General features: G+C 68.7%; 10 protein-coding genes. 5 read left to right on the forward strand and 5 right to left on the reverse strand.

Annotation, left to right across the window (positions count from 1 at the left end):
* Positions 1–34: 34 nt before the first annotated feature.
* Positions 35–688, forward strand: coding sequence for a glutathione S-transferase family protein (locus NR798_RS15065; protein ID WP_375772160.1), 654 nt, complete (start codon positions 35–37; stop codon positions 686–688).
* 104 nt (positions 689–792) lie between these two features.
* Complete coding sequence (locus NR798_RS15070; protein ID WP_375772161.1) at positions 793–2,085, forward strand: alkaline phosphatase D family protein; 1,293 nt, start codon at positions 793–795, stop codon at positions 2,083–2,085.
* Between the two features lie 48 nt (positions 2,086–2,133).
* On the opposite strand, the gene NR798_RS15075 is transcribed toward NR798_RS15070, so the two are convergent.
* Positions 2,134–4,068 (reverse strand): carboxypeptidase regulatory-like domain-containing protein, encoded by a 1,935-nt coding sequence (locus NR798_RS15075; RefSeq protein ID WP_375772162.1) that lies wholly within the window; start codon positions 4,066–4,068, stop codon positions 2,134–2,136.
* A gap of 1,818 nt (positions 4,069–5,886) precedes the next feature.
* Between NR798_RS15075 and NR798_RS15080 the strand changes: the two genes are divergently transcribed.
* The 3 genes from NR798_RS15080 (at position 5,887) to NR798_RS15090 (ending at position 7,834) form a co-directional block, all read left to right on the forward strand.
* Entirely contained in the window at positions 5,887–6,453 is a 567-nt protein-coding gene (locus NR798_RS15080) for a winged helix-turn-helix domain-containing protein (RefSeq protein WP_375772163.1), read from the forward strand.
* Positions 6,396–6,926 carry a transposase gene (locus NR798_RS15085; RefSeq protein WP_375769315.1) on the forward strand — a complete coding sequence of 177 codons (531 nt, stop codon included), beginning with the start codon at positions 6,396–6,398 and terminating at the stop codon, positions 6,924–6,926. Before NR798_RS15080 ends, NR798_RS15085 begins: the two co-directional genes overlap by 58 nt.
* A gap of 134 nt (positions 6,927–7,060) precedes the next feature.
* Entirely contained in the window at positions 7,061–7,834 is a 774-nt protein-coding gene (locus NR798_RS15090; protein ID WP_375772164.1) for a hypothetical protein, read from the forward strand.
* A gap of 121 nt (positions 7,835–7,955) precedes the next feature.
* On the opposite strand, the gene NR798_RS15095 is transcribed toward NR798_RS15090, so the two are convergent.
* The 4 genes from NR798_RS15095 to NR798_RS15110 form a co-directional block, all read right to left on the reverse strand.
* On the reverse strand, positions 7,956–8,339 hold the full coding sequence (locus NR798_RS15095; protein WP_375772165.1) for an amidohydrolase family protein: 384 nt from the start codon (positions 8,337–8,339) through the stop codon (positions 7,956–7,958).
* Between the two features lie 273 nt (positions 8,340–8,612).
* On the reverse strand, positions 8,613–9,182 hold the full coding sequence (locus NR798_RS15100; protein ID WP_375772166.1) for a RidA family protein: 570 nt from the start codon (positions 9,180–9,182) through the stop codon (positions 8,613–8,615).
* An 80-nt stretch (positions 9,183–9,262) separates the two neighbouring features.
* Positions 9,263–10,456: an MFS transporter gene (locus NR798_RS15105; RefSeq protein ID WP_375772167.1), complete on the reverse strand. Its 1,194-nt coding sequence runs from the start codon at positions 10,454–10,456 to the stop codon at positions 9,263–9,265.
* Between the two features lie 55 nt (positions 10,457–10,511).
* Positions 10,512–12,323, reverse strand: coding sequence for an amino acid adenylation domain-containing protein (locus NR798_RS15110; protein ID WP_375772168.1), 1,812 nt, complete (start codon positions 12,321–12,323; stop codon positions 10,512–10,514).
* Positions 12,324–12,330 lie beyond the last annotated feature (7 nt).

Here is a 12,330-nt window from a genome sequence, read left to right on the forward strand (position 1 = left end):
AGGCCGTCCAGCGGCCCCTGCCAAGGACTTCTCGATGACCCCGACGCTCTACGCGCATCCATTCTCGTCGTACTGCCAGAAGGTGTTGATCGCGCTCTACGAGAACGCCACGCCCTTCGAATACCGCAAGCTCGACGCGCCGGGGGTGATGGCCGAACTGGAGGAGCGCTGGCCGCTCAAGCGCTTCCCTATCCTGGTGGACGGGGGGCGCACGGTCATGGAGGCGAGCATCATCATCGAGTACCTGCAGCTTCATCATCCGGGACCGGTGCGGCTGATTCCGGGGGATGCGCGGGCGGCGCTGGAGGTGCGGATGATGGACCGCTTCTTCGACAACTACGTGGCGACGCCGCAGCAGAAGTTCGTCTTCGACCGGTTGCGCCCCGAGGGGAAGCGCGATGCCCAGGGCGTGGAGGAGGCGCGGGCGATGCTCGAGAAGGCGTATGGGTGGCTGGACGGGGTGATGGCGAAGCGGGAGTGGGCGGCGGGCGGGGACTTCAGCCTGGCGGACTGTGCCGCCGCACCGTTCCTGTTCTACGCGGACTGGACGCATGAGATTGGAGCGCGGTTCACTCACGTGCGCGCGTATCGCCAGCGCCTGCTGGCACGGCCCTCGTTCGCGCGTGCGGTGGACGAGGCGCGGCCCTATCGCTCCTTATTCCCGCTCGGTGCGCCCGATCGCGACTGAGCCATCCCCTTGTTGTACAGGGCTTTCCTTTTTTTTGGGATGGCAGGCGAGAACGGCCCTCTCCTTACTGTGGGAGAATACCTCCCTTCGACGAGGAGAAGACAATGACAAGGAGTTCCGTCCCTGGTGCGTTGCTGGGGCTGTTCGTGGCCATCGGTCTCGTGGTTCCCAGTGCCGCGCAGGCCTACGCCTCGCCCCTGGTGCGTGTCCCCTTCGTGGGCCGTGCCTGGACGACCGGCGCCAGCATCTGGGTGGGCACCTCGGAGTCCTTCGGGGACGCCGCCGGTGAGACGCTGACCCTGCGCGCCCGGGAGGAGACCGCCTGCGAGACCTGCTGGGTGGTCACGGTGCAGATGACGGATTCGGGCACCGGAGGTGGCTTCCGCTCCTGGAAGGGCGCCCTCGAGGGACTGAAGCCCAACACCCGGTACCACTATGGAATCTTCGCCTCGGGCTTCACGGGCGAGCGCGGTGGCTTCTATTTCAGGACCGAGCCGGATGGGGCGGCGCGCTTCAAGGTCGGCGTCGCCTCCTGCATGAACGGCGCGAATGCGCCCAGTCAGCCCTCGTGGGACATCATGCACGAGCAGCTCAACACGGGAGAGCCCAACATCCAGCTGCTCGTGGGGGACAACATGTACACGTCGGAGAATCCCCCCTCGAAGGACCACTACTGGTTCAAGTACTTCCAGCAGCGCGCCGTGCCGCAGTTCACCAACGTCTTCCGCGCCTTCCCCTCTTTCGCCATCTGGGATGACCACGACTATGGCCCCAACGACGAGGATGGCACCTTCGCCCAGAAGGACGTGGCCCGCGAGGCGTACGCGGCCCTCTATCCCCACCCCCCGTTCGCCGGCGACGGCATCTACCACTCGTTCAACTGGGGCCGCGTGGAGTTCTTCATGATGGATGACCGCTGGGGCCGCGACTGCCCCAGGTCCATGCCCTCGGGGTATTCGCCGAAGATGTACGGCGCCACGCAGTTCAGCTGGCTCAAGAGCGAGCTGCAGGCCTCCAACGCCACCTTCAAGGTGATCGTGAATGGCTCCACCCTGGGCAACGAATGCTGGGGCACCCAGAAGCAGGGGCTCTTCGATTTCATCGCCGCCAACAAGATTGGAGGCGTGCTCTTCGTGACGGGTGACATCCACCGGAGTCTGATCACCGATCGGACCCCCGCGGGGGGCTACCCCCTGTATGAGCTGATCTCCTCCGGAATCGGTTCGCCCAGCACGCCCGCCGAGTACAGCTTCGGCATCATGGAGTTCAACACGACGCTGGCGGACCCCACCGTCACGATCAAGGTCATCCAGAACCCCGAGCAGCGCTCGAGCATCACGGGAGCGGGTGTCACCGTCACCACGAAGACCCTGAAGCGCTCGCAGCTGCAGAACTGAGGACGGCTCCTCCCGGGGTTTCCCCGGGAGGAGCTCCTCGATGGGGACTCACTCGAGACGGGGGCTCTCCAGCCTCAGCTCCAGGTTGGACGTGGGCACCTCCACCTCCACCTCCCGCATCGGGTGGCCGAACTTCTCCACCAGGAGCCGGACGCGCCCCGGCACGAGGCCCGGCAGGGTGAAGCGGCCCTGGCCATCCGTGCGGGTGCGGCCCCCGCTCGTTGCGTTCCCCATGAGGACCACGTCCGCCTCGGCCACGGGCCCGCCCCGCGCATCCCGGACGCGGCCGGACAGCGTGAGGCCCTCTCGCAGCACCAGCGGGACGGGCACGGCCTCCTCGTCCCACGCCTCCACCGGGACGGGCTCGGACGCGAGGTAACCCGGGGCACGCGCCTTCGCGAGGTAGCGGCCCGGAACGAGCCCCCCGAAGTGGACACCACCCCGGGCGTCCGTGCCTTCCTCCCGCACCGTCTCCCCGCCCACCCGGGAGAGGGACACGGCCGCCTCCCCCACGGGCTCCCCGCGCGCGCCGAGCACCTTCACGGCCACCGCCGCCGCCGGCTCCAGGGAGAGCTCCAGCGGCTCGGTCCGCGGCAGCCGGAGCTCTCGCGTCACGGGCAGGTACCCCGGGCGCTCGACGCGCAGCTCATACGTGTCCTCCGCGAGCCCCCGCACCTCGAAGCGTCCCTCCGCGCCCGTGAGCACCGCCTCGCCTCCGCTCAGCCCTGGCCCCAGGAGGTGGAGCCGCGCGCCCGGCATCCCCAGCCCCTCGGGTCCCAGGATCCGGCCCGCGAGCACGCTCTCCGGCGGCAGCCCGAGCTCGACTTCCACCTCGGGGCCCGGGCGCACCTCGAGGACCCGCTGCACGGCCCCATGGCCCGGTGCCCGGACGATGAGGCCCAGGGGGCCCGGCATCAGCGGCGCGGCCCGGAAGCGTCCCACGTCCTCCTCGCGCCAGACGGCCTCCGGTGCGGCCGGAGACTGGACGCTCGCGCCCTCGAGCAGCCGGCCCGAGCGCGCCTCCACCACCCGGACGCGGAGCCCGCCCGCCGTCTCCAGGGAGATGTCAAACCCCGAGGTGTCCTCGCTCAGTGGCTCGAGGGCCCGCTCGCCCACGCCCGTGGCGCTCTCGGCGAGCAGCTCGGTGCGCCCGCTGCAGTCGAGCCCCTCCAGCACGAAGCGGCCCGCGGCGTCGGCCCGGGCCTCCGGCCCTCCCCCGCGCGGCCTGACCCGGGCCCCTGGCGCCGCGACGCCACGCTCGAGCACCCGGCCCTCCACGCGCAGCGCACAGGGCAGCATCACGGTGGCGTGCCGGGACGCGTCCACGAGCACCACCCGCGAGCCATGGCCCGCCGCGCGAGCCCAGACGCCATGGCGCGCCTGGGGGAGCAGCCCCTCCACCACGAAGGCGCCCGTCTCGTCGCTCACCACCTCCCGCAGGCGCCGCAGGGGCGCCAGGCTCACCACTGTGAGGTGGGCCCGGGCCACGCCACCCGCCACGTCCACCACCTGGCCCGTGAGGCGCTCACCGTCCGTCACCACCAGGGACACCTCGGAAGCGCCCGCCTCCACCTCCAGGGCGAGCGCGGCGGGGCGTCCGTCCACCTCGGCCAGCAGGTGGTAGCGGCCCTCGGGGACCCGCAGCAGGAAGGCTCCGTCAGGGCCCGTGGTGGCGGTGGCCCGCGCGGGCGCCTCCAGGGCTTGCTCGGCCACGTGTTGCTCCAGGCCCTCCCGCGTCAGGGCGGGCCCGGCCTCGAAGGCGAGCACCCGGGCGGCCACGGGCTGGCCCCGGGCATCCTGGACCCACCCGCGCAGCGCGGCGCTCTCAGGGGCCGCCGGGGCCGGCGCGGAGGAGTCCGGGCCCGTACCGGCGGCCCGCGTCTTCGCGGAGGCCCTTTGCTCCTCCGTGCCGCCGGGCACGAGGGCCAGGAGCAGCGCCAGCAGCAGGAGCAAGGCACCTGCCGCGACGAGCCCGTACCGCATCGGAGACGGCTCTTTCCTGGCGCGTGCCAACCTACCCCTCGAAGGCGAAGTGCTCCTCTTGGAGGCTCACGAATATAGGAGGGGAGGGGGGCATGGGAAGGAAGGCCCCCATTCTGCCTATGCGCACAGGGGAGTGATGCTCAGGGCGCGAAGTCCGGCATGCAGCCAAAGAAGCTCAGGTCCTTCGCGCCGGAGGCACACGTCCACCCTTCGCCACAGGAGCCGGGGTCCGACGCGTCGCACTGGCGGTAGCAGGTGGAGCGTCCGCGCAGCGTTCCGCATACCTCACCCTCTGGGCAGCTACCGGCGAGGGAGGGGTCACAGATGCGGCCACACCAGAAGACGCCTCGGCTCCGGCCAATCAGCCTGTTGCAGTGGAAGCCCTCGGGGCAGGACGTCTCGGGGCAGCTCCCATGGTCGACGCGGAGACACTGATACTGCGAGCCCTCGAGCTGTTTGCAGCGCTGCTCTCCGGGACAGCCGCGCCTGCGGCAATCGGCGACGCAGGCCGGGCCATCGAATCCCTCTTCACAGAGCTGGTCCGCGGGGCAGCTTCCGGGGTCATCTGGACGGCAGGGGGTGCCACAAACGCCCAGCACGCATCTCAACCCTTCCCGGCAGGTGCCCTGGGATGAGAGGGGCGAGGAATCACACGGCTCTCCCTGTTGCCGCTGGCCTTCGGGCACGCAGCGGCGGATGGGGGACACGTTGGCCCCTGCGCCGCCGAGGGTGCGGCAGACGAAGCCGGGGAAGCAGTGCACATCCTCCTCGCATTCCGCATCCAAGCACTCGAAGCGGCGCGTTTCGCGATTCGGGAGGCAGGCCCTTCCCGGGGCGCAGTCGCCATCGGTGCGGCAGCTCCCGCAGGTGTAGACGCCCCCATCTTGCGTGCACCGGATGGCGGAGGCGGGAAGCCCATCCGGCATGAGCTCCTGGGAGTCCAGGGGCAGGCTCATGAGGGTCGTGAGGGTGGTGGGCAGACGGCTCACGGGTTCTGCCGAGGCCGTGGACGAGGTACCCCCGGGGACATGCGCTGACGGTCTGGTGCTTGTCGAGAGCGAGGTGGCCGAAGTGGACGCGGGCTCCGGGTTGAAAACGGAGCGCGTCATGGACGCGGGCTGTGCGGACGGAAGGGAAGTGCTCGCGGATTCGGGCGTGTCCACGCCGGTCTCGGCTGGGACGCTGTGCTGGGCCACGCTCGACAGGAGCATGCCGCATGCGGCGACCAGGAGCGCCGCGAACAGCAGGAAGATCTTGTGCCGTACGTGCTTCAAGTCCAAGTGTCGCCTGCTAGCACACGGTGCAGCACATGAGGGCGCCACCATCATTGGCACAGCCACATGCCTCACACCGCCAGCATTCAGCTGGCATGGCCGCGGCCACTCCACCGGCGATCATTCCGGCAACTCCAGCAGCCAGGAGCAACCGCAGGAGAATCTGCTTCTTGTTCATGCCGTCCCCCTTGAGTGGCTTCTCTGGAGAGTGTGAGCTTCTGATGTTGGCGGAGTCAATTCACCTCGCCGGTCAGAGTGTTCCTCACCAGATGGTGCTCACCGGCAGGGGCATGGAGAGCTGTCACGGCGTGCGACCACCGAATGAAGCGTGTTCAGGAGCGCAGGCTCGAGCCGGATTACCGCGAGTGCTCACGCGCCTGGAGCGCCGAACGTCTTCTGCAGGTAGGCGACGATGCCGGCGGACTCGAACATCGCCACGCCGGTGTTGGGGTCGGAGAGGTAGGGAGTTCTCGAACTAACCCCCTTCAGGGAAGTTGCCGAAGGGTAGCGGAGGTTACGCCATAGGGGAGGCGGAAGACTTCTCATGGCGTGGCAGCCCAGGAAGCTGACGGTCGAGCAGTTGGAGGAGCGACGCAAGGCAGCGGTCCGGCTGCTGCGTAGCGGTCGCCATTCGCAGGGCGAGGTAGCCCGGAGGCTGGGGGTGAGCCCCAGCACCGTGTGCGAATGGTCCAGGAAGTTGAAGCAAGAGGGCGTGGCGGGACTGAGAGCTCGACCACGCACCGGTCGCCCCTCCAAGCTGACGCAGCAACAATGGAAGGAGCTGAGAGGACTGCTGAAAGCAGGGGCCATCGCAGCGGGCTTCCCAACAGAGCGGTGGACGCTGAAGCGAGTCGCCCTCCTCATCCGAGGCCACTTTGGCGTCAGCTACAACCCCAACTATCTGGCCGAGCCACTGCATCGCCTGGGCTTCTCGCCGCAGCAGCCCCGCGCACAGGCGCTCGAGAGGAATGAGTCGCTGGTGGAAGCCTGGCTCAGACGCGACTGGCCACGAATCAAAAGGGGGCTCGTCGCAGAGGGGCGGCCATTGCCTGCGTGGACGAGACAGGTAGTACGTTTCGGGCCCGCTTTGGCACTACCTGGGCACCAGTAGGACACCCGCCCCGCTTGCGTCGCATGTCCAAACGGCGTGAGGTGTCCAGTGTCGTGGCTCTGCTGGCTCCTGGCGGCCGCAGGCCAGCGCGGCTGTACGCCCGGCACTTCGAAGGCAGCATCCACGGCAAGCAGCTCGCCGCTGCCCTGCGCCACTTCCGGCGCAAGGCGGGCCGTCCTCTCGTGGTGGTGTGGGACAGGCTCGGCACCCATCGCGCTCACGAGGTGAAGGCCCTGGTTGAAGCTCACCCGGACGACTTCTTCTTGGAAGAGTTGCCGCCCTACTCGCCGGAACTCAATCCCGAGGAAGGCTGCAACAGCCAGGTGAAGGCCGACATGCGCAATGCACTCCCCAACTCAGTCGAAGAGCTTCACCGTCAGGTGCGCTCGGCCTTCATCCGCCTTGCCCGTCGCCACTCAGCCCTGCGCGGCTTCTTCCACCGCGCAGGGCTGTCCCTTCGCGGACTTACCTGAAGGGGGTTAATCCCCGACGTACCCGTGAGTAGGCCCCCACCTGACGCACCGGGTACCTCCTGGAAGTAGGGTTCGGTCCATGCGTACAAGAGCACCTGGCCGCCCGCATGTGGGGAGGCCAGGGAGGAGCACGCATGGACGAGGAGAAGAAGTCCGAAACGAGCGGGGAGGGAGCGGAGCGGGTGGGGCCGTACCTGATTCAGGAGCAGGTGCAGCAGTCCGACGACAGCCAGGAGGAACTCTATCTGGCCACGAGCGAGACGAGTGGGGCCACGGCGCTGGTGCGCAAACACGCCGCCGAGGAGGGCAAGGCACCGCGGAAGGATTGGCGGGTGTTCCTCGGCACCTGGGCCTCACGCGGCTACTCCGCCATGGAAGTGGAGCACACCGGCTGGGCCAGGGCCCAGGACAGGCAGTCGGCGGAGTCGTTGCTGCTCACGTTGGAAGGTGTGCTCGAGGAAGTGCAGCACATGGTCCGCGCCGTGTCCGGCCCCCACGAGCCCCGCCTCCGGTGGCGTCTGGGATGGGGCGTGGCGAGCGCCGTTACGGTAGGAGCCCTGCTCCTCGCGCTGGTGCGTCTGGCCCCCGTGTCCCAACCGCCGAGCGCCCTACCAGCGCCCTTGCGCCACGATGTGCCCACGGCAGTCGAGACGTCGGACTTCCGCGCCTGGCTCGCGGACACCACCCCCCCGGGGCCACCCGTGCTCGCCCGACCTCTGCCGAAAGAGCCCTTCAAGGGACAGAAGCGCCCCCCCTGCACGCGCTACACCGAGGTCGAGCTGGTGGGGGCCTGCTGGATGCCTCACAAGCTCAAGGCCCCGTGCCCGGAGGACCTCTTCGAGTACCAGGGGGAGTGCTACGCGCCCTCCTTCAGCGCGAAGCCGCCACCCTCGTCGCTCGGGCAGTAAGGGGCTCGGGCCGCTCGCGTCTGGTGCCGGGTTCGCTCGTCCTCCCTCCCCCGCGAGCCTCGGCCGTGCATTCTGGGTCGGAGGTCAGGAAGGAGGTCAGACGATTCGTAGGAGACGGCAATCACGGGGAGGACGCACCGTACGCACTCTCGGCGAGCGCGGCCTCGACGAGGGCCACCATCCTGGCCAGTTCTCCTCGGGCGTGGCGGGACGATTCTCCTCGCCGATGACCGACTCCCGCACCGTTGCTCCCGAAGCCGCGGTCCGAGCCATCGGGTGCTCGCGAGAACCCATCCTGCCCGGCGACCACGGTCGTCACGCCCTGGCGGAGGACGCACTCGGCATTCGGGTCGTCGAACAGGGTGCCATCCGCATGGGAGTGCAAATCGATGAAGCCCGGTGCAACGGCGAGCCCGCGCGCATCGAGCAGGGTGCGCGCCCCGGCTCCCGCCAGCGCCTCGACGGCAACGATGCGCCCTCCCGCGATGCCAACGTCCGCGGCCACGCCTGGCGCGCCCGTGCCGTCATAGACGGTGCCGCCCTGGACCAGGACGTCGTAGTTCTGACCCGCCCCGGGCCGCTGTCCGCGTCCCGTGCAGCCGGGTGCGCTCGTGCCGGCCAGTGCGAGCGCCGAGCCGGGCACGGTGCGGCGTGTCAGGAGCGCGGGTGCAGCCGAGGTGGCCGGGCGGCGAATCGTGCCGTCCCAGCAGCGACAGCTTCAGCCCGTACCTGGGTGCTCCGGCGCTCCGCTCGAGCGAGCAGAGCCGCGTCCGGGCAGTCAATCGGGAATCACTGCGATCGCTTCGACCTCGACGAGAAGCTCCGGGCGAAACAGCCTGGTCACCTCCACCAGGCTGCTGGCCGGTCCGTGTGCGGCGTCGATGTGGCGATCTCGCACCTCGCGGAGCACGGAGAGCGTCTCGGGCTCCAGGTGGGTGACGAAGATCGTCAGCTTCACCACGTGCTCGAAGTTGGCGCCCACCGCGCTCAGCGCGCCAGACAGGTTGGCGAAGACTTGCTCCGTCTGGGCGCGGAAGTCGCCGACGCCGACGATGTTCCCTGTGGCGTCGAGCGCCACCTGTCCCGAGATGTAGATGGTGCGCCCGGTGCGGACCTCCACGACGTGGCTGTAGCCATTGGGCCGAGGAAGCTGGGGAGGATTGATGCGCCGACCGACGGGTGCGCTCAGCGAGAGCTCCGGTGGCGTGGACGGCGGCTCGGGGGCGGAGGCCATCTGTGGAGCGGTCGCGCAGCCCGTGGCGAGATAGAGAGCGATGGGAAGTTTGGTGCGCAGGGAGGGCCTGGGACTGGCCTTTGCCGAGCTGGGCCGCTGAGTGCTTTCGTTCATGGCTGTTGCTCCTGGGGGGGTCTGCAGGAGGGTACAATCGCGGTGCGGCCCGCCACATGCGGCTGGCGGGGCCCTGGTTGCTACTCAACGTCCCGCTTCGCGGAGAGTTCTATCGGCATCGCTCGACTCACCCCCGCCGTCCCGAGCGACAGCAGGAGGAGCAGCGCTCCGCCGACGAAGTAGCTACCCGTGGTGCCCACGGCGGCGTTCAGCGGACGCGTGAGGATGGGCGAGGCGAACTGGCCGAGAAACACGAAGAAGACGAGACCGCCAATCAGGCGTCCTTTCATCGTCGCGGGGGTAAACGACAAGAGCCATGCGTTCAGGTTGGGGACGAACACGCCAAGCCCAGCGCCGATCAAGACGAGCGCTGGGATGACCAGGGCGTAGCCCGAGGCCATGGCGATCATCAGGTTGGCGATCCCCATGAGCGCGAGGGAGACGAGCGCGACCTGCTCGCACGTGAGGTGTTGCCGGATGCGGTGGTACAGGGAGGACGAGATTCCCCAGCTCAGCCCGACGATCGCCAGCAGACCACCCACGCGCGCGCTGTTGTTGCCGGGGAAGGAACTCAGGTGGAACGGCAGGTAGACCGGTACCATGAAGTACACCACCATGTTGACGAAGCCGAGGGCGTAGAGCAGTGCGATCCGCCGGACTGGCAATGCCTCGGCCCCGGAACCGGAGGACGGCCGCTGTGGGCCTCGCGCCGCGCGCGGCTCGCTGATCGAGAAGATGACCCCTGGAAGGATCACGAAGGACGCCGCGTAGAGCAGGAAAGGCAGGCGCCAGTGATGGTCCGCCAGCACGCCGCCCAGCGAGACGAAGACGACGTTGCCCAGTGACATGAAGAGGGATTGCCGGCCCATGAGACTGCCGAGCTTCTGCTCGGTGGCATGGTCGGCGAGCAATGCGGTGGCGCAGGTGGTGATGCCGGCGACCGCGACGCCTAGGACGAGCCGACTGAACAAGAGGGCGGGCAAGGAGGCCAAGACGCTGCCGGCCGTCCCGGACAGCCCGTAGAGGATCATCGCCAGGATGAAGAGCCGCTTGCGCCCCCATCGATCGATGGCCACGCCGACGAAGGGGCTACACACGGCCACCGACAGCGCGGGCAGGGTGAGTGCCACGTTCACGAGGAACCGGCCGTTGGGGACGGCGGCATACGCCTCGCTCATGTGCGGCAGCGATGCGGCGATCGCCGTCGTCCCGACGATCGCGATCATGCTGCTGGCCATGAGCGTGAGTTCCCGCCATTTGTAGGAGCCTGTCATCGGTGCCTCTCTCCTGGTCGAGCTTCGTTTGCTGGGTCACCACCGGGCGGCGCGGTCAGTTCTGCATCTGTGCCCGCTGCCTTACAGCGGTCGCGATCTTTTCGATTCGTCGCAGTTTGAAGAAGTCCCCGGGGGTGAGGGTGACCCCGTGCTGCCTGGCCCGCTCGATCACCTCGAGGCAGGTGATCGAGTCGCCGCCGAGCTCGAAGAAGTCGTCCTTGATCCCCACCTTCGGTACACGCAGGAGCTCCGACCAGATGTCAGCGAGCTTCTGCTCGAGCTCACTGCGCGGGTGTTCGTCCTCGGTCTCTCCAGCGAGCGGAACCGTGGCCTGATGGGCCAGCGCGCCCTTGTCGAGCTTGCCGTGCGCGGACAAAGGCAACCGCTCGGCGAGCTTGAACCGCGAGGGAATCGCATATCCGGGCAGGTGACGGGAAAGGTGAGCGCGAAGTTCGCGCAGCTGCACCGGCCCGTCCGTGGTCTCCAGGTATGCCACCAGATGGGGGTGTCCCGTCGCGGTGGCGTACTCCACGACCACCGCCGCCTGGCGCACCTTCGGAACCTTTCGCAGGAGGGACTCGATCTCCCGCAGCTCGATGCGGTTGCCCTGGATCTTCACCTGCTCGTCGAGGCGCCCGAGGAATTCGAACGTTCCATCCGGGTGCTTGCGTACGCGATCGCCCGTCCGGTACAGCCTGGTCCCCGGTGCCACCGCGGGCGCGAAGATGAACCGCTGTGCGGTGAGGTCGGGATCGCCCAGGTATCCGCGCGCCAACGAGACCCCGCCGATGACTAGCTCACCGGCCTCGCCGGCTGGGACGGGGCGCGCGGTGTCGTCGAGGACGTGCGCCACCACGTGGTCGATCGGGGTGCCGATCGGAACATGGGCTCTGCTGTCATCCGAGCGGCACGTCCACGTCAGGACCAGGATGGAGGTCTCGGTGGGGCCATAGAGGTTGTGCAGCGGAACGGCCAGTCTGGTGAAGAAGCGCTCCGCCAGTTCGCGCGAGAGCGCCTCACCGCCGCAGAGCACGTGCCGTAGCGCCCGGCATTTCGCGAGCCCTGGCTCATCGAGGACGTACCGCAGCATCGAGGGGACCAGGAACAGCATCGTCACCTCCCTGTCCCGTACCGTCTCGACCAGATAGCGAGGATCCCGCTGCCCGCCGGGCCTGGCCAGGACCACGCTGCCTCCGCTGATGAGCGGTAGGAACAGCTCCAGGACCGCCGCGTCGAAGGTGTACGGCGCCTGCTGCAGCATCCGATCGGCCGCCGAGAACCCGTATTCGCGCACCATCCAGGTGAGGGTGTTCGAGATCCCCCCGTGCTCGAGCAGTACCCCCTTGGGCTCCCCTGTCGTGCCAGAGGTGAACAGGGCATAGATCAGGTCCTCGGGGCCGACGTGAACAGCGGGCGGCGTCGCGGGGACTCCGTCCCAGACCTCGGGCGTGTCGACGTCGAGGCGCCGCGCCGCGTCGAGTCCGGAGGTATCGTACAGCGCCGTGTGTGTGACGAGCACCCTCGCGCGGGTGGCGCCAAGGATGGACTCGCGCCGCGCCGCGGGCGCCTGTGGATCAATCGGGACATAAGCTGCCCCGGCCTTGAGGATTCCCACGAGGACCACGGGCAGGTCGAGACCGCGCTCGAGTTGCACGGCCACGAAGTCGCCGGGGCGCACACCTCGGCTTGCGAGGTGATTCGCCAGTTGGTTGGCACGGCGATCGAGCTGGCGATAGGTGAGGACGCCCTCGTCGCTAATCACCGCCGTTGCGTCTGGCGAGCTCGCTGCTTGTGCGGCGATCAGGTCGTGTACGCAGGTGGAGTGGTGCCGGGGCGCTGCGTGACTCGAAGGTTCGTTGGTTGGCACGGCGGTG

Source organism: Archangium gephyra, from assembly GCF_042230915.1.
GTDB classification, from domain to species: Bacteria; Myxococcota; Myxococcia; order Myxococcales; family Myxococcaceae; genus Archangium; species Archangium gephyra_B.